This window comes from Lelliottia sp. CFBP8978 (assembly GCF_034046055.2).
Taxonomy (GTDB): domain Bacteria; phylum Pseudomonadota; class Gammaproteobacteria; order Enterobacterales; family Enterobacteriaceae; genus Enterobacter.
In genome coordinates, this window is sequence record NZ_CM188253.1 from 1,718,219 (window position 1) to 1,740,941 (window position 22,723).

The following is a 22,723-nucleotide window of genomic DNA, read 5'->3' on the forward strand; positions in this document are numbered from 1 at the left end:
CTTTTGCTTACTCAACAGGATGCGGGCGAGTTGCTGGTGCCGTTGCCTGATGCGTGGCGCTGTGACCACCTGCAGAACCTTTACCTTCGAAACCGAACGCAGGGCGCACCCACTCGCTTTGACGTGGCGCTTCTGGCACGTATTCCGGCGCAGGCGCACGCGTCATCGGGGCGGTAGCGTGGTGGTTTTCCGCGACGGTGACGACGACAGGCTGAGGTTTCACTTGCGCTGCGGGTTGTTCAACTACCACTGGCGCAGGCTGCTCCACTTCCACTTCGTCAACCACGGCTTCTTCTGCCACCGCTGCTTCAACGGATGCTGCGGGTTCAGCTTCTTCAGCAATCTGTTCTGCAACCACGGTATCTTCCTGAGCGATAACCTGAGGTTGAGCATCTACCGGGGCTGCAATCACTTCCGGATGCGTGGTGTCGACTTCGGCGGTTTCAACAACCTGTGGCTCTGCAACCCCATTTTGCACTTCTTCCACTACGACGGCAGCGGCTTCGGTTACTTCAACTGGGGCAGCCACGATTGGCTCAACGGTTTCTTCAACAGCGACATTTTGCTCTTCGAACTGCTGTTCCTGCACACGGGCGACAGGGTAGCGGATCCAGACTTTACCGGATGCCATCTCTGGTGACGCGCAGGCTACGGTCAGCGGCATTGGAGACTGGGTTGGGTAACGCTCGTCACGGTAACGACGACGACGCTGTCCACTTACGCGCAGGTGGCGTGGTGAACGACGTGAGCGACGTGGCATACCGTTGTTATCACGTGCATCGCCCGATTCGTCATGCTCTGCTACCGCTTCAACGACTGCTGGCAGATCGAGTTTAGCAAGTTGCGTATTCTGAGTGGCTTCAACAACCGGCTCAGCGGCTACCGTAGTGACTTCAGCTTGTTCAGATTCGAAGCGAACTTTCTGCGACAGCTGGCGCTGCTTACGGCGTGGCATCACCTGAACGCGTTCTTCCTGCTCAGTTTCCTGTTCAGTCGGAGCTTCGCTGGCGGTATTAACGACCTTCGCTTCCTGCTGTGCCTGACGTTTATCATCATTGCGACGGCGGTTGCGTTCGCGGCGTGGCTGCTGCTGATCGTCACGCTGTCTGGTTTTTTCAGACTCATCGCCTGCCTGCTGGCGAATTTCACGATCTTCCACATTTTGCTGCGGTTTTTCGCGACGGTTGCGACGATTATCTTCGCGCGGTTCACGACCTTCGTTGTTGTCTGAACGGTTATCACGATTATCACGATTATCGCGGTTATCACGATTGTCGCGACGGTCACGGTCATTGCGATCGCGGCGATTGTTCTGACGCTTACGACGATCCTGAGGACGCTCTTGTTTCTCTTCCTTCGGTGCAACTGTTGGCTGCTCCGGCTGAGGTTCTTCGCCCGCAAACATTTTCTTCAGCGCGCTGAAGAAGCGACCCAGCAGGCCGGGTTGTGCAGCGTTAGGGCTGGTTTCAACGGCAGGTTTCTGCGCTGCGGCTTTAGCCGGGGCTTTTTCCTGGGCTGGAGCCGGTGGCGCTTCAGGCATGATGAAGGTCGCCAGTGCCGGTTGTTCAGGCAACTTACGCTCAGCAGGTTCTGCATCGGACGGCATGGCCATCTCTTCTTCATGCAGTTTCGGCAACAGATAGCTCAGGGTAGAGGTCTCTTCACCTTTGCGTACACGCAGTACAGAGTAGTGCGGAGTTTGCATCTGATCGTTAGGGACGATAATGCAACGCACACCGCCCTGACGCGTTTCCACGGCGCTTACCGCTTCACGTTTTTCGTTCAGCAGGTAGGAGGCGATAGGAACCGGTACAATCGCGTGAACTTCTTTGGTGTTCTCTTTCAGCGCTTCTTCTTCAATCAGACGCAGAATAGAGAGGGACAGGGACTCGTTGTCGCGCACGGTGCCGGTACCGCTACAACGCGGGCAGACGTGGTGGCTCGACTCGCCCAAAGAAGGACTGAGACGCTGACGAGACATTTCCAGCAGACCGAAGCGAGAAATGTGGCTGATCTGGATGCGCGCACGATCCTGACGAACAGCTTCACGCAGACGGTTTTCTACGGCGCGCTGATGACGAACCGGGGTCATGTCGATAAAGTCGATAACGATCAGACCACCCAGGTCGCGCAGACGAAGTTGACGGGCAATTTCATCGGCTGCTTCGAGGTTGGTGTTGAAAGCGGTTTCTTCGATATCGCCGCCGCGCGTCGCACGTGCGGAGTTGATGTCGATCGCGGTCAGCGCTTCGGTAGAGTCGATAACGATGGAGCCACCGGATGGAAGACGCACTTCACGCTGGAAGGCAGATTCAATCTGGGATTCAATTTGATAATGACTGAACAGCGGGATTTCGCCGGTGTACAGTTTGATTTTACTGGTGAAATCCGGACGACCCAGGGCTGCGATATGCTGGCGAGCCAGCTCGAGCACTTTCGGGTTATCAATCAGAATTTCGCCAATGTCCTGACGCAGGTAGTCGCGGAAAGCACGGACAATAACGTTACTTTCCTGGTGAATCAGGAACGGAGCAGGGCGGTTTTCTGCTGCTTTCTGGATAGCTTCCCAGTGCTTCAGACGGAACCCTAAGTCCCACTGCAGGGCTTCGGCAGATTTGCCTACGCCTGCGGTACGAACGATAAGGCCCATGCCATCTGGCAGTTCGAGGCTGGCCAGCGCTTCTTTCAGCTCGGTACGGTCGTCGCCTTCGATACGGCGAGAGATGCCACCCGCACGCGGGTTGTTTGGCATCAGTACCAGATAGCTACCCGCCAGGCTGATAAAGGTTGTCAGCGCTGCACCTTTGTTGCCGCGTTCTTCTTTATCAATCTGAACAATGACTTCCTGGCCTTCGCGCAGCACATCTTTGATGTTTGGACGACCATGGGAGTTGTAATTGGCGGGGAAATATTCGCGGGCAATTTCTTTAAGAGGAAGGAAACCGTGACGCTCAGCACCGTAATCGACGAAAGCGGCCTCAAGACTCGGTTCAATGCGGGTGATTTTGCCTTTGTAAATGTTCGCTTTTTTCTGTTCGTGTCCAGGACTTTCGATATCCAGATCGTACAGGCGCTGCCCATCCACAAGGGCGACACGCAACTCTTCTTGCTGAGTTGCGTTGATTAACATTCTTTTCATCGTAACTTACTCATTATTCTTACATTGACGACTAAGCTGCGGGCAAGGTAATGCCTTTCCGGGGTATGAACCGATGGCCTCGTGACTATTCACGTCGCCAACCTCACGGTTGTCGCTCGTTTAAGAGGCGCAAAGTGTCGGTTGCCTGTATTTCATACGGAAAAACAGCGCAATTATCAGGGGAACAGCCTGGGAAAACTCTCCAGAGAAGATTCCATTTACCGGTAAGTACTGCAACCCGCAGCCCGCTAACTGTCTGAAAGATCAATACGTCTTACGCCATTGCTGCGTGGATGATCGGTCAGACAAAATGGGTCATTCCGTCGATATCCTTACAAAACCGGATTTAACGCGGAAAACAGATTCATTATTCCATTGCTAACCCGGTTATAGCAAGTTGACTTTTACCAATTATCACCCGGTTACTCACAGTTTCTTCACTTCGATGAGATGATTGGTTTAATAACCACCAAATCGATTGCGTGTGAAGAACGCGGGCCGGATGAAAGTAAATATAAGCATAGAAAAATGAGTGGCGCTAATGCGTGACGATATTTAGAATCGCCAATCATGAAAACAGAGACTCCATCCGTAAAAATGGTTGCTATCGCAGATGACGATGCGGGGCAACGAATCGACAACTTTCTACGCACCCAACTGAAAGGTGTGCCAAAAAGTATGATTTATCGCATCTTGCGTAAGGGCGAGGTGCGGGTGAACAAAAAGCGCGTGAAGCCAGAATACAAACTGGAAGCGGGCGACGAAGTGCGTATCCCGCCGGTGCGGGTTGCCGAGCGCGAAGAAGAGGCCGTGTCACCACATCTGCAAAAAGTGGCCGCGCTGACCGACGCCATTTTGTATGAAGACGATCATATCCTGGTGTTGAACAAACCTTCTGGCACGGCGGTGCACGGCGGAAGCGGTTTAAGCTTTGGCGTGATCGAAGGTCTGCGCGCACTGCGGCCGGAAGCGCGGTTCCTGGAGCTGGTACACCGTCTGGATCGTGACACCTCAGGCGTGTTGCTGGTGGCGAAAAAACGTTCTGCCTTGCGCGCTCTGCATGAGCAGTTGCGTGAAAAAGGGATGCAAAAAGATTATCTGGCACTGGTGCGCGGCCAATGGCAGTCCCACGTCAAAGTGGTGCAGGCGCCTTTGCTTAAAAATATCCTGCAAAGCGGTGAGCGTATTGTTCGCGTTAACAGCGAAGGTAAACCGTCTGAGACGCGCTTTAAGGTTGAAGAGCGTTACGAATTTGCCACGCTGGTACGCTGTAGCCCTGTTACCGGGCGTACCCACCAGATTCGTGTGCATACCCAGCATGCCGGACATCCCATCGCATTCGACGATCGCTACGGCGATCGCGAATTTGATAAACAGCTGGGCGGGACGGGCTTATCGCGCCTGTTTCTCCATGCTGCGGCGCTGAAATTTACCCATCCTGGAACCGGTGAGGTGATGCGCGTTGAAGCGCCGCTGGATGATGGGCTAAAACGCTGTCTCAAGGTGCTGAGAAACGCATCCTGAATATCAAACCGGCGAACTATCGCCGGTTTTTTTATGCCATCAACGGATTGTAGTGCTCGCGGCGAAGCATCTGACAAAGAGCAATCAGCGGCAGGCCGACCAGCGTGTTGGGATCGCGGCCATCCAGTTTGTCAAAGAGTGCAATGCCCAGACCTTCACTTTTAAAGCTCCCCGCACAATTGAGCGGGCGCTCTTTACGGACATAATCCTCAATCTCCTGTTCGCTGAGATGGCGGAAATGCACATCAAAGGGCTCACACTCCGTCTGTAGATGTCCCGTAGCAGAGTTATACAGCGCCAGCCCGGTGTAAAATGTCACGATAGAACCGCGGGCTTTCATGAGTTGCTGGCGCGCATTTTCTTCGCTGTGCGGTTTTCCGGTAATTTCGCCATCCAGGACGCAAACCTGATCGGACCCTATAATCAGATGATTGGGATAGCGTTCGGCCAGACTTTGCGCCTTTTCCTGCGCCAGTCTTAAAACCAGATGGCGAGGGGATTCTGCGGGCTGCGGCGTTTCATCGGCAATGGGGGAAGCGCATTCGAAAGGCATTCCCAGCTTTTCCAGCAATGCGCGGCGGTAGGGAGAAGTGGAAGCAAGTACGAGATTTGGCATATTTTTATCACCAGATATAGCGTATCGATGCCAGCCATTTTAAACTACAGGCCGCAATGTGTGCGAATAATTGGCAAAAGGCAGCCCTGGTTGCCTTTTTCTTTGACTCTATGACGTTACAAAGTTAATATGCGCGCCCTATGCAAAAGGTAAAATTACCCCTGACTCTTGATCCGGTTCGTACGGCTCAAAAACGCCTCGATTACGATGGTATTTATACGTCCGATCAGGCCGAGCGTATCGCCGAATTTGTGGTCAGTGTGGACACTGATGTGGAATGCTCCATGTCGTTCGCTATCGATAACCAGCGCCTTGCCGTTTTGAACGGTGATGCAAAAGTCACGGTAACGCTCGAGTGCCAGCGTTGCGGGAAACCGTTCACACGTCATGTTCACACAACGTATTGTTTCAGTCCGGTCCGTTCAGACGAACAGGCTGAAGCACTCCCGGAAGCGTATGAGCCGATTGAGGTTAACGAATTCGGTGAAATCGATCTGCTGGCCTTGGTTGAAGATGAAGTCATCCTCGCCTTGCCGGTAGTTCCGGTGCATGATTCTGAACACTGTGAAGTGTCCGACGCGGACATGGTCTTTGGTGAATTGCCTGATGAAGCGCAAAAACCGAATCCATTTGCCGTATTAGCCAGCTTAAAGCGTAAGTAATTAAGGAGTAAGGTCCATGGCCGTACAACAGAATAAACCAACCCGTTCCAAACGTGGCATGCGTCGTTCCCATGACGCGCTGACTGCAGTTACCAGCCTGTCTGTAGACAAGACTTCTGGTGAGAAACACCTGCGTCACCACATGACTGCCGACGGTTTCTACCGTGGCCGCAAGGTAATCACTAAGTAATCACGCGCTACTCAACGAATTTTACCGTGCGGGACGCCTGCATCGTGAAAGACGAAGAGTAAACGTGATGAAGCTTAGTGAGGTATTCCCCGTGAAAGCGGGGGATACACCGAACCGGGCAGCGAAGATACCTTGACACGTCTAACCCTGGCGTTAGATGTCATGGGAGGAGATTTCGGGCCTTCCGTGACAGTGCCTGCAGCATTGCAGGCACTGAATTCTAATTCGCAACTCACACTTCTTTTAGTCGGTGATCCCGACGCCATCACGCCATTACTTGCAAAAGCTGACTTTGAACAACGTTCACGTCTGCAGATTATCCCTGCGCAGTCAGTTATTGCCAGTGATGCCCGGCCGTCGCATGCGATCCGCAACAGTCGCGGAAGCTCAATGCGAATTGCGCTGGAACTGGTAAAAGAAGGGCGGGCTGAGGCCTGCGTCAGCGCCGGAAATACCGGTGCGCTGATGGGGCTGTCGAAATTACTGCTCAAACCCATTGAGGGGATTGAGCGTCCTGCGCTGGTGACGGTTTTACCGCATCAGCAGAAGGGCAAAACAGTGGTGCTCGACCTGGGTGCCAATGTTGATTGTGATAGTACGATGCTGGCGCAGTTTGCCGTCATGGGATCGGTGCTGGCTGAAGAAGTGGTCGGGATTATCAATCCCCGAGTGGCGTTGCTGAATATCGGAGAAGAAGAGACGAAAGGTCTCGACAGCATTCGCGAAGCCGCAGAATTGCTAAAATCCGCGCCGTCAATCAACTATATTGGCTATCTTGAAGCTAACGAATTGTTGACCGGCAAAACCGATGTTCTGGTGTGTGACGGGTTTACCGGCAACGTCACGTTAAAAACGATGGAAGGGGTTGTTCGGATGTTCCTTTCACTGCTGAAATCGCAGGGAGAAGGAAAGAAACGGTCCTGGTGGCTCATTATTTTAAAGCGTTGGTTACAAAAAAGCCTGACGCGGCGATTCAGTCACCTCAACCCCGACCAGTATAATGGCGCCTGTCTGTTAGGATTGCGCGGCACGGTGATTAAGAGTCATGGTGCGGCCAATCAGCGAGCCTTTACCGTCGCGATTGAACAGGCAGTGCAGGCGGTGCAGCGACAAGTCCCACAGCGGATTGCCGCTCGCCTGGAATCTGTATTAGCAAAAAGTGACTGAGCGTACATGTATACGAAGATTTTAGGTACCGGCAGTTATCTGCCTGAACAAGTGCGAACCAACGCCGATCTGGAAAAAATGGTAGATACGTCTGACGAGTGGATTGTCACGCGCACAGGTATCCGTGAACGTCGTATCGCCGCGCCAGATGAAACTGTTGCCACAATGGGCTACCAGGCAGGCATTCGTGCGCTGGAAATGGCCGGTGTCGATAAAGAAGAGATCGGCCTCATTATTGTCGCCACCACTTCATCGACGCATGCTTTCCCAAGCGCGGCGTGCCAGATTCAGGGCATGTTGGGCATCAAAGGATGTCCGGCGTTTGACGTTGCTGCCGCGTGCGCGGGTTTCACCTACGCACTTAGCATTGCCGATCAGTATGTGAAGTCAGGTGCGGTAAAATATGCGCTGGTGATTGGCGCAGATGTGCTGGCGCGCACCTGCAACCCGGAAGATCGCGGAACGATCATCATTTTTGGTGATGGGGCCGGTGCTGTTCTTCTGGGGCAGTCTGAAGAATCAGGCATTATTTCTACACATTTACATGCGGATGGCAGCTATGGCGAGCTGTTGACCTTGCCTAACGCGGATCGCGTTAACCCTGACAACTCCATTTTCCTGACGATGGCAGGCAATGAAGTGTTCAAGGTCGCGGTAACGGAACTGGCTCATATCGTCGATGAGACGCTGGAAGCAAACAACCTGGATCGCTCCGCGCTCGACTGGCTGGTGCCGCATCAGGCGAACCTGCGTATTATCAGCGCCACGGCGAAAAAGCTGGGCATGTCGATGGATAACGTTGTCGTGACGCTCGATCGCCATGGCAATACTTCTGCGGCATCGGTACCATGCGCATTTGACGAAGCGGTACGCGATGGACGAATTAAACGAGGCCAACTGGTCTTGCTTGAAGCCTTTGGTGGTGGTTTCACCTGGGGCTCCGCGCTGGTTCGTTTCTAATTAAGGATTAAAAATGACGCAATTTGCTTTTGTGTTCCCGGGTCAGGGTTCTCAGTCGGTTGGGATGTTGTCTGAATTAGCGGCACAGTACCCGATTATCGAAGCCACTTTCCGTGAAGCTTCTGACGCGCTGGGCTATGATCTTTGGGCGTTGACTCAGCAGGGTCCGGCTGAAGAACTGAATAAAACCTGGCAAACTCAGCCTGCACTGCTGACCGCGTCTGTCGCGCTGTGGCGCGTATGGCAGCAGCAGGGCGGCAAAACCCCGGCTCTGATGGCTGGCCACAGCCTGGGCGAATACTCAGCGCTGGTTTGTGCTGATGTTATCGCATTTGCCGACGCCGTGCGTCTGGTTGAAATGCGTGGCAAATTCATGCAGGAAGCGGTACCAGAAGGTACCGGCGCGATGTCCGCTATCATTGGACTTGATGATGCATCGATCGCAAAAGCATGTGAAGAATCGGCAGAAGGTCAGGTGGTTTCTCCGGTAAACTTTAACTCGCCAGGCCAGGTGGTCATTGCGGGGAATAAAGAAGCCGTTGAGCGTGCGGGCGCAGCCTGTAAAGCCGCTGGCGCCAAGCGTGCGCTGCCTCTGCCAGTGAGTGTTCCTTCTCACTGTGCCTTGATGAAACCGGCTGCCGAAAAATTAGCGGCAGAGCTGCAGAAGATGACTTTTAGCGCACCAGCGGTTCCGGTTGTGAATAACGTTGATGTGAAATGCGAAACAGCGCCGGAAGCGATTCGCGATGCGCTGGTTCGTCAGCTTTATAGCCCAGTGCAATGGACCAAAACCGTTGAGTTTATGGCCGCGCAGGGCGTTGAGCACCTTTATGAAGCAGGTCCGGGGAAAGTGCTTACCGGTCTGACAAAACGTATTGTTGATACCCTGACTGCATCGGCGATTAATGAGCCGGAAGCCTTGTCAGTGGCACTCTCGCAATAAAAGAGGAAAACCATGAGTTTTGAAGGAAAAATCGCGCTGGTAACGGGCGCAAGCCGCGGTATCGGACGTGCAATTGCTGAAACACTGGTTGCGCGCGGCGCGAAAGTGATTGGTACAGCGACCAGTGAAAACGGCGCTCAGGCTATCAGCGATTACTTAGGTGCCAACGGTAAAGGTCTGGTGTTGAATGTGACCGATGCTGCATCTATCGAATCTGTTCTGGAAAATATTCGCGCAGAGTTTGGCGAAGTCGATATTCTGGTAAATAATGCCGGTATCACTCGTGACAACCTGCTGATGCGAATGAAAGACGACGAGTGGGACGATATTATCGAAACCAACCTGTCATCTGTATTCCGTCTGTCAAAAGCGGTAATGCGAGCTATGATGAAAAAGCGTCACGGTCGTATTATCACTATTGGTTCTGTGGTCGGTACCATGGGAAATGCTGGTCAGGCTAACTACGCTGCGGCGAAAGCAGGTCTGATTGGTTTCAGTAAATCGTTGGCACGTGAAATTGCGTCTCGCGGCATTACTGTTAACGTTGTTGCTCCGGGCTTTATTGAAACGGACATGACGCGTGCGCTTTCTGATGAACAGCGTGCGGGTATTCTGGCGCAGGTTCCTGCGGGCCGCCTTGGTGGCGCTCAGGAAATCGCCAGTGCGGTTGCATTTTTAGCCTCTGACGAAGCGGGTTACATCACTGGTGAAACCCTCCACGTCAACGGCGGAATGTACATGGTTTAATCACGATCGAAAATATTTGCGTTATTAGGGCATATGGCCTCAAAATAACGTAAAATCGTGGTATGACCTGCCGGGATTTAGTTGCAAATTTTTCAACATTTTATACACTACGAAAACCATCGCGAAAGCGAGTTTTGATAGGAAATTTAAGAGTATGAGCACTATCGAAGAACGCGTTAAGAAAATTATCGGCGAGCAGCTGGGCGTTAAGCAGGAAGAAGTTGTGAACTCCGCATCCTTCGTTGAAGACCTGGGCGCAGATTCTCTTGACACCGTTGAGCTGGTAATGGCTCTGGAAGAAGAGTTTGATACTGAGATTCCGGACGAAGAAGCTGAGAAAATCACCACCGTTCAGGCTGCCATTGATTACATCAACGGTCACCAGGCGTAAGTGAACATCTCCAGGCGGTCATTCGACCGCCTGAGTTTTATCTTTTTTAGTCCCACAAACCTCTTTTTTATATCCCTCCCTGGAGGACAAACGTGTCTAAGCGTCGTGTAGTTGTGACCGGACTTGGCATGTTGTCTCCTGTCGGCAATACCGTAGAGTCCACCTGGAAAGCTCTCCTTGCCGGTCAGAGCGGCATCAGCCTAATCGACCATTTCGATACTAGCGCCTATGCAACGAAATTTGCTGGCTTAGTAAAGGATTTTAACTGTGAAGAGATCATCTCGCGCAAAGAACAGCGCAAGATGGATGCCTTCATTCAATATGGAATTGTCGCTGGCGTTCAGGCCATGCAGGATTCTGGCCTTGAGATTACGGAAGAGAACGCAACCCGTATTGGCGCCGCAATTGGCTCCGGGATTGGCGGTCTTGGCTTGATCGAGGAAAACCATACCTCTTTGGTCAATGGTGGCCCACGTAAGATCAGCCCGTTCTTCGTTCCGTCCACGATTGTTAACATGGTGGCAGGTCACCTGACCATTATGTTTGGCCTGCGTGGCCCTAGCATTTCTATCGCAACTGCCTGTACGTCTGGTGTGCATAACATCGGTCAGGCTGCACGTATCATCGCTTATGGCGATGCTGACGCAATGGTCGCCGGTGGTGCTGAAAAAGCCAGTACTCCGCTGGGTGTTGGCGGTTTCGGCGCGGCGCGTGCGCTGTCTACCCGTAACGATAATCCTCAGGCTGCAAGCCGTCCGTGGGATAAAGACCGCGATGGATTCGTTCTGGGTGATGGTGCCGGTATGATCGTACTGGAAGAGTACGAACACGCGAAGAAACGTGGCGCGAAAATTTATGCAGAAATCGTTGGTTTTGGCATGAGTAGCGACGCTTATCACATGACGTCACCGCCAGAAGATGGTGCGGGTGCGGCACTGGCAATGGTTAATGCTATCCGTGATGCGGGTATCGAACCGGGCCAGATTGGCTATGTTAACGCTCACGGCACCTCGACGCCTGCGGGTGATAAAGCAGAAGCCCAGGCCGTTAAGTCGGTATTTGGTGATGCAGCGAGCCGCATTATGGTCAGCTCCACCAAATCCATGACCGGTCACCTGCTGGGTGCGGCTGGCGCTGTCGAGTCAATCTACTCGATTCTGGCTCTGCGCGATCAGGCTGTTCCACCGACCATTAACCTGGATAACCCGGATGATGGTTGCGATCTGGACTTCGTTCCGCACGAAGCGCGCCAGGTTAGCGGTCTGGAGTACACGCTGTGTAACTCCTTCGGCTTCGGTGGGACTAACGGTTCTCTGATCTTTAAAAAGGTCTGAGTCCGGCTGTCAGAAAGCGCTAAATCAAAGGTCCGCTTGTCGGACCTTTTTTTATTCAGTTTTCTACCCTTGTTCTGCATTATTCATCCTGCCAAACTATTCGGCCATGCAAAAGGAGCCACCATGTTCTTAATTAATGGCCATGAGCAGGAATGTCTTCCCGCAAGCGACAGGGCGACCCAGTTTGGCGACGGGTGTTTTACCACGGCGCGCATTGTCGATGGGGACGTTTGCTTTCTTGCGGCACATATTCTTCGTTTACAGCAGGCCTGTGAAAGACTCCTGATCCCCTTTGCCCAATGGGCAGAACTCGAACGCGAAATGCAAAGCATCGCAGCGGATAAACCCTGCGGCGTACTAAAAGTGATTATCAGCCGCGGAAGCGGTGGGCGTGGATACAGTGGTGCAAATTGTCAGCAGCCCACGAGAATACTCTCGGTATCAGCCTATCCCGCGCATTATGCGGTGTGGCGCAAAGAAGGCATCACACTGGCGCTAAGCCCTGTGCGTCTGGGGCGTAATCCGCTGCTTGGTGGCATTAAACATCTCAACCGTCTTGAGCAGGTCTTGATTCGCACTCATCTTGAACAGTCAGACGCCGATGAGGCGCTGGTTCTTGACAGCGAAGGGTTCATTACGGAATGCTGTGCGGCCAATTTATTGTGGCGACAGGGTAACGACGTGTTCACGCCTAAAGTCGATCAGGCCGGCGTGAATGGCATCATGCGGCAGTTTTGTATGCAGCAACTGGCACACTCTGGCTTTCGCGTTGTCGAAATAAACGCAGGCGAAGAGGCACTGCAGGATGCCGATGAGATAGTCATTTGCAATGCATTAATGCCCGTTGTGCCGGTCCGTGCTTACGGTAAACACAACTGGTCATCGCGTGAGTTGTACTCGTTTTTAGCCCCACTGTGTGAGCAAACCAAATAGTCATGAAAAAAATGTTGCGCTTTGTCCTCCTCCTTATCGTCGTGCTGGGTATCGCGGGCGGCGTGGGAATGTGGAAAGTTCGTCAGCTGGCGGACAGTCAAATCCTGATTAAAGAAGATACGGTATTTACGCTGAAAGCAGGGACCGGGCGCCTGGCGCTGGGCGATCAGCTGTACAGCGATAAAGTCATTAACCGCCCACGAGTATTCCAGTGGCTGCTGCGCGTTGAACCCGAGCTATCGCATTTTAAAGCCGGGACGTATCGCTTTACGCCGGGTATGACAGTCAGAGAGATGCTTGAGTTGCTCGAAAGTGGTAAAGAGGCGCAATTTCCGCTGCGCTTTGTGGAAGGGATGCGCCTGAGCGATTACCTGAAACAGCTGCGCGATGCGCCTTATATCAGCCACACGCTGAAAGATGACAGCTATGCCACGGTTGCCGAGGTCCTGAAGTTTGAACACCCGGAATGGGTGGAGGGCTGGTTCTGGCCGGACACCTGGATGTACACCGCCGGGACCACTGATGTCGCGATTCTGAAGCGGGCGCACAAGAAAATGGTCGCCGCGGTCGAGAAAGCCTGGGAAGGGCGTGCGGACGGATTGCCGTACAAAGATCAGAACCAGTTTGTCACAATGGCCTCTATCATCGAAAAAGAGACGGCAGTCGCGAGTGAACGCGATCAGGTGGCGTCAGTCTTTATCAACCGTCTGCGCATTGGCATGCGGCTGCAAACCGACCCGACGGTGATTTACGGAATGGGTGAGAGCTACGCCGGAAAGATAAGCCGTAAGGACCTGGAGACGCCAACTGCGTATAATACCTACGTGATTAGCGGTTTGCCGCCGGGACCCATCGCCACGCCAGGTCAGGCTTCACTGGATGCGGCCGCACATCCGGCAAAAACACCGTATCTCTATTTTGTGGCTGATGGAAAAGGTGGCCATACCTTTAATACCAATCTCGCCAGCCATAATCGCTCGGTTCAGGACTATCTGAAGGCACTTAAGGAAAAAAATGCGCAGTAATTACATCGTCATAGAAGGGCTGGAAGGCGCCGGGAAAACCACGGCCCGTAACGTCGTGGTCGATACGCTCAAAGAGCTGGGCATCGAAGAGATGGTCTTCACCCGTGAACCGGGCGGCACGCAGCTCGCTGAGAAGCTCAGAAGCCTGGTGCTGGATATCAAATCCGTCGGCGACGAAGCGATCAATGATAAAGCCGAAGTGCTGATGTTTTACGCTGCGCGTGTACAGCTGGTTGAAACGGTGATTAAACCTGCTCTGGCAAAAGGCTGTTGGGTGATTGGCGATCGTCATGATTTATCGACTCAGGCCTATCAGGGCGGAGGCCGCGGGATCGATCAGACCATGCTTGCGACGCTGCGTGATGCGGTCCTTGGCGATTTCCGTCCCAACCTGACGCTCTATCTCGATGTCACCCCTGAGGTAGGCCTGAAGCGGGCCCGCGCTCGCGGCGAACTGGACCGTATCGAGCAAGAATCACTGGATTTCTTCAACCGCACGCGCGCGCGATATCTGGAGCTGGCGGCTCAGGACTGCTCGATTCGCACCATTGACGCGACGCAATCCCTTGAAGACGTCACACAATCTATTCGCAAAACGGTCACTGCGTGGCTTCAGGAGCAGCAGGCATGAAATGGTATCCATGGTTGCGTCCGCATTTTGATCAGCTGATTAGCAGCTATCAGGCTGGTCGGGGGCATCATGCGCTACTGGTTCAGGCGTTACCCGGAATGGGCGATGATGCGTTGATCTACGCTATTACCCGTTTTCTGATGTGTCAGCAACCGCAAGGACACAAGAGCTGTGGTCAATGCCGCGGCTGCCAGCTGATGCAGGCGGGGACGCATCCTGACTACTACACGCTGGAGCCGGAAAAGGGCAAGAGTTCGCTCGGTGTCGATGCGGTGCGTGAAGTCAGTGAAAAGCTGTACGAACATGCGCGTCTGGGTGGCGCGAAGGTGGTCTGGCTGAAAGATGCCGCACTGCTGACAGAGGCCGCAGCGAACGCGCTGTTAAAAACGCTGGAGGAACCACCGGTTAAAACCTGGTTCTTTATGTCCTGTCGCGAGCCGGGCAGACTACTGGCGACGTTGCGCAGTCGGTGCCGGCTTCATCACCTTGCGGCACCCCAGGAATCCTGGGCGCTGGCCTGGCTTGAGCGAGAGGTGACGGTGTCACAAGAGGCCGCGCTCACTGCCCTGCGCTTAAGCAGTGGCGCACCTGCCGCCGCGCTGGAGTTATTGCAACAAGAGACCTGGGCGCAGCGAATGCAGCTATGCCAGGCCCTGAGCGATGCGCTTGAAAGCCGGGACTGGATGGGGCTGCTCAGTTCGCTTAACCATGAGCACGCCCCCGTGCGTCTCCACTGGCTGGCGTCCCTGTTACTGGATGCTCTTAAGCTTCAGCAAAGCACGCAGCTTCTGAGCAACGCGGATGTCTGGCCGCTGGTGAACACGCTGGCAAATCATCTTTCAGGTGCGACGCTTCGCACTATTCTCCACGACGTCTGCGTCTGCCGGGAACAACTTTTAACGGTAACCGGTCTTAACCGCGAGCTCTTACTGACAGACCTGTTACTGCGTACTGAACATTACCTGCAACCAGGCGCACTGCTGCCTGTTTCCCATCTCTGAGAGAGACATTATGTTTTTAGTCGACTCACACTGCCATCTTGATGGCCTTGATTACCAATCGCTGCATAAAGACGTGGACGATGTGCTGGCAAAAGCGGCCGCCCGCGATGTGAAATTCTGTCTGGCCGTTGCCACCACGCTACCGGGTTACCGTTCGATGCGTGAGCTGGTCGGCGAGCGCGACAACGTCGTTTTTTCCTGCGGCGTACATCCGCTTAACCAGGATGAAGAGTACAACGTTGAGGATTTACGTCGTATGGCGGCGGAAGAGGGCGTTGTGGCGATGGGGGAGACCGGGCTGGATTATTTTTACACGCCGGAAACTAAACCCCGCCAGCAGGAGTCTTTCCGCAACCATATTCGCATCGGACGTGAGCTGAACAAGCCGGTCATCGTTCATACCCGTGATGCCCGGGCCGACACGCTCGCTATCCTCGCAGAAGAAAAAGTGACGGATTGCGGTGGCGTACTACACTGTTTCACAGAAGACAGAGAAACGGCGGGTAAGCTGCTTGATTTAGGGTTTTATATCTCATTTTCCGGGATCGTGACGTTCCGTAATGCTGAGCAACTCCGTGATGCCGCGCGTTATGTGCCTCTCGACCGGATTCTGGTGGAAACAGACTCTCCTTATCTGGCTCCGGTACCGCACCGCGGCAAAGAAAATCAACCAGCCATGACGAGAGATGTGGCTGAGTACATGGCCGTTCTGAAGGGCGTCAGCATCGACGAGCTGGCGCGTATCACCACGGACAACTTCGCCAGTCTGTTCCACATCGACCCCGCCCGCCTGCAAACTGTCTGAAACACCTGTTTTTTTTAGGCTCGTAATTAATAATCAAAGCGAGTAAAGTTCACCGCCTTATTAAGGGCGGTGACGGTGTTTTTAGACATATCCGGAAATGATTTTTGTAAATAACTGAAAGTTTTTCGAACGTCTGAAGCTGAAACGTGATAGCCGTCAAACAAAGTCACAGGGATTTATTTTACTCTGTGTAATAAATAAAGGGCGCTTAGATGTCCTGTCCACGGCGCGGTTCTCCCCCCGTGCCCATGCGTGAAAGCGTAAAAAAAGCACAAATACTCAGGAGCACTCTCAATTATGTTTAAGAATGCATTTGCTAACCTGCAAAAGGTCGGTAAATCGCTGATGCTGCCAGTATCCGTACTGCCTATCGCAGGTATCCTGCTGGGCGTCGGTTCTGCTAACTTCAGCTGGCTGCCAGCCGTAGTTTCGCACGTGATGGCCGAAGCAGGCGGTTCTGTTTTTGCTAACATGCCGCTGATCTTCGCTATCGGTGTTGCGCTGGGCTTCACCAATAACGATGGTGTATCTGCTCTGGCCGCTGTTGTTGCCTACGGAATCATGGTGAAAACCATGGCGGTTGTTGCGCCACTGGTCCTGCATTTACCTGCTGAAGAAATCACCTCCAAACACCTGGCTGATACCGGTGTTCTCGGCGGTATTATCTCCGGTGCGATTGCAGCCTACATGTTTAACCGCTTCTATCGCATCAAGCTGCCTGAGTACCTGGGCTTCTTCGCGGGCAAGCGTTTCGTACCGATCATCTCTGGTCTGGCTGCGATCTTCATGGGCGTCGTACTGTCCTTCATCTGGCCTCCAATTGGTACGGCTATCCAGACCTTCTCTCAGTGGGCTGCTTACCAGAACCCGGTTGTGGCGTTCGGTATCTACGGCTTCGTTGAGCGCTGCCTGGTGCCATTTGGTCTGCACCACATCTGGAACGTTCCATTCCAGATGCAGATTGGTGAATACACCAACGCCGCAGGTCAGGTATTCCACGGTGATATCCCTCGCTACATGGCGGGTGACCCGACTGCAGGTAAACTGTCTGGCGGCTTCCTGTTCAAAATGTACGGCCTGCCGGCTGCTGCGATTGCAATCTGGCACTCTGCTAAACCAGAGAACCGTGCAAAAGTGGGCGGCATCATGATCTCCGCAGCGTTGACCTCGTTCCTGACCGGTATCACCGAGCCGATCGAGTTCTCCTTCATGTTCGTTGCGCCGATCCTGTACGTGATTCACGCGGTTCTGGCTGGCCTGGCGTTCCCGATCTGTATCCTTCTGGGTATGCGTGACGGTACTTCCTTCTCGCACGGTCTGATTGACTTCATCGTACTGTCTGGTAACAGCAGCAAACTGTGGCTGTTCCCAATCGTCGGTGCGTGCTACGCCGTAGCGTACTACACCATCTTCCGCGTGCTGATCAAAGCACTGGACCTGAAAACACCAGGCCGTGAAGATGCAACTGAAGACAGCAAAGCGACTGCGACCAGCGAAATGGCTCCGGCTCTCGTTGCTGCATTCGGCGGCAAAGAAAACATTACCAACCTGGACGCGTGTATTACCCGTCTGCGTGTGAGTGTTGCTGACATTGCCAAAGTGGATCAGCCTGGCCTGAAAAAATTGGGCGCGGCGGGCGTAGTTGTTGCAGGTTCGGGTGTTCAGGCTATTTTCGGAACTAAATCCGATAACCTGAAAACCGAAATGGATGAATACATCCGCAGCAACTAAGTCGTGATCTGGGGAGACTAAGGCAGCCGAATGGCTGCCTTTTTTATTACCTGTGGTTTGTGAAATGCTGTGTAAGGCGCAGCCGCCACCAGGCAAACAGCGCGTATAAAAAAGGGAGCCATTCGGCTCCCTTTGTCATGACGGTGTATTTAGAAACTGTAGCTTCCGCTAACAGAGAAGTTACGCGGTGCACCGTAGACGCCGTAGGTACCCAGGTAATCGTAATACTCTTCGTCGAACACGTTGTTCAGGTTGCCCTGAACCGAGAAGTTTTTAGTCACCTGGTAGCGGGTGAAGAGATCCACCACGGTGTAACCATCCTGAGTGATCTGCTTAACGCCGTTCGGGCCGTTATCAATATCCTGCCAGGTTTTGTTCTGCCAGCGCGCGCCGCCGCCAACGGTCAGCTCAGGCAGCATTGGCAGCTGGTAACGGGTAAACAGTTTCAGAGAGGTACGTGGCTGGCTTGGGTTAACCGCCGTGCCATTTTCATCATCTGCAATGTAACGACTGCCACCGAAGGTTAACTGCCAGTTATCGGTTAACGCACCGTTCAGCTCAAATTCAATCCCTTTACTGACCGTACCATCAACGGATTTGTATGCCGTCTGACCGCCAGAACCTGGAATCGTTGATCCGGTACTGACTGCCACGTTGTCCTGCTCAATGCGGAAGACTGCGACTGTCGCGGTGAGACGCGTGTTGAACCAGTCACCTTTCACGCCGGCCTCATAGCTCTTGCCGGTGGTCGGATCGATAAACTTGCTGTTGATATCGCGCTGGCCCGACGGCTGGAAGATAGAGGTGTAGCTACCATAAACGGACCAGGTATCGTCGATGTCATAAACCAGACCGGCGTACGGCGTGACGTCATCGAATTTAGCGTTGCGGATTTCATCCGGTTTACGCTCCAGGTTGTACTTGGCGCTCCACTCGGTGTAACGCGCGCCGAGGATCAGGTGCAGCGGATCGGCCAGAGAGAGGCGGGTCGCGGCGTAGACTGATTTCTGACGGATCACATCGCGCTGATACAGTGAGAAACCGGACCAGGTTGGATCTGCCAGTTTTCCGTTGTAATCGTAAATGCTGCCAACATCCATCAGGCCATAGTTATCGTTAACCGGATAGGAGTTGTCATAGTTATTGCGCTGACGGCTGTAGCTTCCGCCAAACATCACTTCGTGCTGACGGCCAAGAAGGTCATAGCCACCGCGTACGAACGCATCGACGGAATCCTGTTTGCGCTCGCCTTTGTTCCAGCCGCCCCAGGCACCCTGGAAACTGGCGGCATCATACAGGCCGGTGGCTTTATCCGGATAACCATCAATGTACATCAGTTTGCTGTCAAAGTTGGTTTCGGCGTGCATCGCGTTAACTTTGGCTTCCCAGCCGTTATCAAAGCGCTGCGTCAGGTTAGCAAAGACCTTTGTGGAGTCGTTATTGGAGTAAGTCCAGTCGGCTGCGGTGTTGAATCCACGGCGGAAATCAGTCTTGCTGCCATCGCTAAACATAGAAGGGAAGCCGCCCCAGGTCGGGCTGTCTTCTTCGCTTTCCTGGTAGTCGTAGCCCAGAGAGAGGGTGGTGGAGTCAGTGATATCCGCATCAAGGATGCCGGAGACGAATTTCTTGCGGTAGTGGTTACGCTCAACCCAGGAATCTCTGTCCTCATAACCGGCAATCACGCGGCCGCGCACATTGCCGGATTCCGTCAGCGGTGCCTGCAGATCCATCACGTAACGCTGTTTGTCCCAGCTGCCGTAGGTGGCGGATACGTTTCCTTTGAACTCTTTGCTGTCGGCGTGTTTACGCACCATGTTGACGTAAGCGGAAGGGTTGCCGGTTCCGCTCATCAGCCCGGCGGCACCGCGGACGACTTCGATTTTGTCGAAAATAGCGGTATCACCCGCGGTATCACCAAAGTTCCAGCGGTTGTCGAGGAACGTTGGCATATCTTCGTAGGCAAAATTGCTGATGAAGAAACCACGGGAGTAGAAGTTGGTTCGACTGGTATCAATGCGGGAGGCACTCACCCCAACGGTATTATCCAGCACTGAGCCGATGGTGTTGAGTTCCTGGTCCTGCATACGTTGCTGGCTGATCACGCTGACTGACTGCGGAATATCGCGTGGAACCAATAATAATTTAGTGCCCGTGGTAGTGGTTTTTACGCTGTAATCCTGATCCTGCGCGCTATTCTGGTCCTGCGCGTTATCAGCACTGCCGTCAACGACGACAGTATCTTCTGAATGGGTTTCAGCGAAACTCATGGTTGGCATCAATGCCATTGCAATGCAGGCTGCCAGCAACGAAGGTGCTGTGACAGGCTGGCGTTGCCCATCCCTGGTGTGATTAATGAAAGACATTATCAAACCCTTTCTGAGTGAAATGTGAATGTTATGCCCCAGTTCCGTAAGTACAGTCTGGGGTCGTTTTCTGGGTATAAAACGCGCATGAAAATGCAAATGCGAAATATACGCATTAGGATTCATCATGTAAACAGATGTAACCATATCATCTGAAATAATGTTTCAGTAAATTCAGCGGGTAGCGCCGGTCACTCTGTGACCAGCATTTGCACGATAAGGAAAGAAATCGAGGGATAAGGTTGAAAGGACAGGAGAAACTCGCTCATACTCATGTGTTGTGTCACAAGGCAGTCCGCAACAGGTATGTCAGTGCCGGACCTGCTACGCCAGATTAAACATAAAAGGAAAACGTCATGGCTGAAGAAACCATTTTCAGTAAAATTATCCGTCGTGAGATCCCATCGGATATCGTGTATCAGGATGAACTGGTCACGGCTTTTCGCGACATTTCGCCTCAGGCTCCGACACACATTCTTATTATTCCCAATATTCTGATTCCGACCGTAAATGACGTGAAAACTGAGCATGAAGTGGCTTTAGGCCGTATGCTGACGGTAGCAGCGAAAATTGCTGAACAGGAAGGGATTGCCGAAGACGGATATCGTCTGATCATGAACTGTAATCGTCATGGTGGGCAGGAAGTTTATCACATTCATATGCATTTGCTGGGCGGACGTCCGCTGGGGCCAATGCTGGCGCATAAAGGTCTTTGATATGCAAAGAGGGCGTATTGCGGTTCTGATGTTGGCGATAATGATGGCGGGCTGCAGCTCGCGTCCTGCGATCCCGGTCAGTGATGAACAGACGTTGGTCATGGAGTCATCGGTACTGGCGGCGGGGATCTCTGCACAAGCGCCGTCGCTGACGATAAGTGAAATCCAGCCGTCTGCGTCTTCTACGCTCTATAACGAAAGACATGAGCCTGTCACCGTCCACTATCGCTTTTTCTGGTACGACGTAAGAGGCCTCGAAATGCACCCGCTTGAAGCGCCACGCAGTGTCACTATCCCGGCTAATTCGTCGGTTACACTTTATGGCAGCGCGAATTATCTGGGTGCGCATAAGGTCAGACTGTATCTTTATTTGTAAGGGGTGAACCTTGATTAAGAATTTGAGCCGTTACGCGCTCGTGACTGCATTTGCGCTTTTCCTGTCGGGATGTATTAACCGCTCGGAACAGCCGCCCGCACCAGTCGAAGAGGTTAAACCGGGCACTGAACAGCCGGTTCAGCCGACGCAACCCGTCCCTACGGTGCCTTCCGTCCCCACGATCCCTGCACAGCCGGGCCCGATTGAGCATCCTGATCAAACGTCTCAGCCTGCGCCGCGCGTTCGTCACTATGACTGGAATGGTGCGATGCAGCCGATGGTCGGCAAAATGTTGCAGGCTCAGGGCGTCACGGCCGGAAGCGTATTGCTGGTAGACAGTGTTAACAACCGCACTAACGGTACGCTGAACGCCGGCGAAGCCACGGAAGTGCTGCGTAACGCGCTGGCCAATAACGGCAAATTTACGCTGGTCTCGGCGCAGCAATTGGCGGTCGCGAAGCAGCAGCTGGGTCTGTCCCCACAGGACAGCCTGGGATCGCGCAGTAAAGCGATCGGTATCGCGCGTAACGTGGGCGCGCAGTACGTCCTCTATTCCAGCGCGACCGGTAACGTGAACACACCAGCACTGCAAATGCAGCTCATGCTGGTCCAGACAGGTGAAATTATCTGGTCAGGTAAAGGTGCCGTTACACAGCAATAACGTCTCGCGCGAGGACCTCATCTCGCGCTATTTTCCGCAGTACCGCATCGTCGCGCCGCAAACCCATGCCGGGTTTAGCGGCGCGAGTTGCATTATCGAACAGGGTGAACATCGGCTGATTTTACGCCAGCACCACGATTTGACTGCGCCTGCCTTCTGTTTTCGTCGTCAGTGTCGTGCGCTGAGGCGTCTTCCTGCCGATCTCGTGCCCAAACCGCACTTCTTCAGTCACGGCTGGATGGCCGTGGAGTATCTGGCGGGCGAAATCGAAAGCGTGCTTCCGGATACGCAAACCCTCGCGGGCATGTTGTATCATCTGCATCGTCAATCCCGGCTGGGCTGGCGTATTACGCTGTTGCCGCTGCTTAACGATTACTGGCAGCGGGCGCTTCCCTCCCGACGAACGCCATTCTGGCTGGCAACGCTAAAGCGTCTCCGTCAACGGGGCGAGCCGCAGCCGCTGCGGTTAGTGCCTCTGCATATGGATGTTCATGCCGGAAATATCGTTCATACCCCAACGGGCGAGCGGCTCATCGACTGGGAATATGCCGGGGATGGGGACGTGGCGCTTGAGCTTGCCGCCGTCTGGATGCCAACGGAAACGTCCCGGCAGGCGCTGGTTCAGGAGTATGCGCAAAAGGCCCAGATGGATCCCGGGCCGCTCTGGCATCAGGTTAACGAGTGGCAGCCCTGGGTGCTGATGATGATGGCAGGCTGGTATGAGTTACGCTTGCGACAATCGGGCGACAAACAATTTATCGCGCTGGCAGATGACGTCTGGCGCAGGTTACAAACTAAAGGATAAGAG

Annotated in this window: 22 protein-coding genes; 19 read left to right on the forward strand and 3 right to left on the reverse strand. The window is 53.5% G+C overall.

Annotated elements, in window-relative coordinates; translation table 11 throughout:
* Positions 1 to 7: 7 nt before the first annotated feature.
* A complete protein-coding gene (gene rne, locus SOM82_RS08000) occupies positions 8 to 3,139 on the reverse strand; it encodes a ribonuclease E (RefSeq protein WP_320461188.1) in 3,132 nt (1,043 codons plus the stop codon).
* 570 nt (positions 3,140 to 3,709) lie between these two features.
* Here rne and rluC point away from each other — a divergent pair.
* The gene (gene rluC / locus SOM82_RS08005) at positions 3,710 to 4,663 is read left to right on the forward strand and encodes a 23S rRNA pseudouridine(955/2504/2580) synthase RluC (RefSeq protein ID WP_320461189.1); all 954 of its coding nucleotides are present in this window, start codon (positions 3,710 to 3,712) and stop codon (positions 4,661 to 4,663) included.
* A gap of 31 nt (positions 4,664 to 4,694) precedes the next feature.
* Here rluC and SOM82_RS08010 read toward each other — a convergent pair whose 3' ends face one another.
* Positions 4,695 to 5,279: a Maf family protein gene (locus tag SOM82_RS08010; RefSeq protein WP_154125071.1), complete on the reverse strand. Its 585-nt coding sequence runs from the start codon at positions 5,277 to 5,279 to the stop codon at positions 4,695 to 4,697.
* Between the two features lie 140 nt (positions 5,280 to 5,419).
* Between SOM82_RS08010 and yceD the strand changes: the two genes are divergently transcribed.
* The 14 genes from yceD to ptsG all read left to right on the forward strand — a co-directional run bounded on the left by yceD (position 5,420) and on the right by ptsG (position 17,799).
* Complete coding sequence (gene yceD / locus SOM82_RS08015) at positions 5,420 to 5,941, forward strand: 23S rRNA accumulation protein YceD (protein ID WP_154125072.1); 522 nt, start codon at positions 5,420 to 5,422, stop codon at positions 5,939 to 5,941.
* Positions 5,942 to 5,957: 16 nt separating this feature from the next.
* Entirely contained in the window at positions 5,958 to 6,131 is a 174-nt protein-coding gene (rpmF, locus tag SOM82_RS08020) for a 50S ribosomal protein L32 (RefSeq protein WP_071844907.1), read from the forward strand.
* A gap of 132 nt (positions 6,132 to 6,263) precedes the next feature.
* Positions 6,264 to 7,298 (forward strand): phosphate acyltransferase PlsX, encoded by a 1,035-nt coding sequence (gene plsX, locus SOM82_RS08025; RefSeq protein WP_154125073.1) that lies wholly within the window; start codon positions 6,264 to 6,266, stop codon positions 7,296 to 7,298.
* Between the two features lie 6 nt (positions 7,299 to 7,304).
* A complete protein-coding gene (locus tag SOM82_RS08030; protein ID WP_154125074.1) occupies positions 7,305 to 8,258 on the forward strand; it encodes a beta-ketoacyl-ACP synthase III in 954 nt (317 codons plus the stop codon).
* Between the two features lie 13 nt (positions 8,259 to 8,271).
* A complete protein-coding gene (fabD, locus tag SOM82_RS08035; RefSeq protein WP_320461190.1) occupies positions 8,272 to 9,201 on the forward strand; it encodes an ACP S-malonyltransferase in 930 nt (309 codons plus the stop codon).
* A gap of 12 nt (positions 9,202 to 9,213) precedes the next feature.
* The gene (fabG, locus tag SOM82_RS08040; protein ID WP_154125076.1) at positions 9,214 to 9,948 is read left to right on the forward strand and encodes a 3-oxoacyl-ACP reductase FabG; all 735 of its coding nucleotides are present in this window, start codon (positions 9,214 to 9,216) and stop codon (positions 9,946 to 9,948) included.
* Positions 9,949 to 10,102: 154 nt separating this feature from the next.
* Positions 10,103 to 10,339: an acyl carrier protein gene (gene acpP / locus SOM82_RS08045; RefSeq protein ID WP_003857954.1), complete on the forward strand. Its 237-nt coding sequence runs from the start codon at positions 10,103 to 10,105 to the stop codon at positions 10,337 to 10,339.
* A gap of 92 nt (positions 10,340 to 10,431) precedes the next feature.
* On the forward strand, positions 10,432 to 11,673 hold the full coding sequence (gene fabF, locus SOM82_RS08050) for a beta-ketoacyl-ACP synthase II (protein ID WP_320461191.1): 1,242 nt from the start codon (positions 10,432 to 10,434) through the stop codon (positions 11,671 to 11,673).
* Positions 11,674 to 11,796: 123 nt separating this feature from the next.
* Positions 11,797 to 12,606: an aminodeoxychorismate lyase gene (gene pabC / locus SOM82_RS08055; RefSeq protein ID WP_320461192.1), complete on the forward strand. Its 810-nt coding sequence runs from the start codon at positions 11,797 to 11,799 to the stop codon at positions 12,604 to 12,606.
* 2 nt (positions 12,607 to 12,608) lie between these two features.
* Complete coding sequence (gene yceG / locus SOM82_RS08060; RefSeq protein ID WP_320461193.1) at positions 12,609 to 13,631, forward strand: cell division protein YceG; 1,023 nt, start codon at positions 12,609 to 12,611, stop codon at positions 13,629 to 13,631.
* Positions 13,621 to 14,262: a dTMP kinase gene (gene tmk / locus SOM82_RS08065; RefSeq protein ID WP_320461194.1), complete on the forward strand. Its 642-nt coding sequence runs from the start codon at positions 13,621 to 13,623 to the stop codon at positions 14,260 to 14,262. Before yceG ends, tmk begins: the two co-directional genes overlap by 11 nt.
* A complete protein-coding gene (gene holB, locus SOM82_RS08070; RefSeq protein WP_320461195.1) occupies positions 14,259 to 15,263 on the forward strand; it encodes a DNA polymerase III subunit delta' in 1,005 nt (334 codons plus the stop codon). The genes tmk and holB overlap by 4 nt, the downstream gene beginning before the upstream one ends.
* Before the next feature lie 10 nt (positions 15,264 to 15,273).
* The gene (locus SOM82_RS08075; RefSeq protein ID WP_154125081.1) at positions 15,274 to 16,068 is read left to right on the forward strand and encodes a metal-dependent hydrolase; all 795 of its coding nucleotides are present in this window, start codon (positions 15,274 to 15,276) and stop codon (positions 16,066 to 16,068) included.
* Positions 16,069 to 16,365: 297 nt separating this feature from the next.
* The gene (gene ptsG / locus SOM82_RS08080; RefSeq protein ID WP_154125082.1) at positions 16,366 to 17,799 is read left to right on the forward strand and encodes a PTS glucose transporter subunit IIBC; all 1,434 of its coding nucleotides are present in this window, start codon (positions 16,366 to 16,368) and stop codon (positions 17,797 to 17,799) included.
* Between the two features lie 149 nt (positions 17,800 to 17,948).
* Here ptsG and fhuE read toward each other — a convergent pair whose 3' ends face one another.
* Entirely contained in the window at positions 17,949 to 20,162 is a 2,214-nt protein-coding gene (fhuE, locus tag SOM82_RS08085) for a ferric-rhodotorulic acid/ferric-coprogen receptor FhuE (protein ID WP_320461196.1), read from the reverse strand.
* 356 nt (positions 20,163 to 20,518) lie between these two features.
* Between fhuE and hinT the strand changes: the two genes are divergently transcribed.
* The 4 genes from hinT to thiK are packed head-to-tail and all read left to right on the forward strand — an operon-like array spanning position 20,519 to position 22,720.
* Positions 20,519 to 20,878: a purine nucleoside phosphoramidase gene (gene hinT, locus SOM82_RS08090; RefSeq protein WP_006809243.1), complete on the forward strand. Its 360-nt coding sequence runs from the start codon at positions 20,519 to 20,521 to the stop codon at positions 20,876 to 20,878.
* A gap of 1 nt (position 20,879) precedes the next feature.
* A complete protein-coding gene (locus tag SOM82_RS08095) occupies positions 20,880 to 21,254 on the forward strand; it encodes a YcfL family putative periplasmic lipoprotein (RefSeq protein WP_154125084.1) in 375 nt (124 codons plus the stop codon).
* 13 nt (positions 21,255 to 21,267) lie between these two features.
* Positions 21,268 to 21,915 carry a penicillin-binding protein activator LpoB gene (gene lpoB / locus SOM82_RS08100; protein ID WP_320461214.1) on the forward strand — a complete coding sequence of 216 codons (648 nt, stop codon included), beginning with the start codon at positions 21,268 to 21,270 and terminating at the stop codon, positions 21,913 to 21,915.
* Positions 21,896 to 22,720 (forward strand): thiamine kinase, encoded by an 825-nt coding sequence (gene thiK, locus SOM82_RS08105; RefSeq protein ID WP_320461215.1) that lies wholly within the window; start codon positions 21,896 to 21,898, stop codon positions 22,718 to 22,720. The genes lpoB and thiK overlap by 20 nt, the downstream gene beginning before the upstream one ends.
* Positions 22,721 to 22,723: the final 3 nt, after the last annotated feature.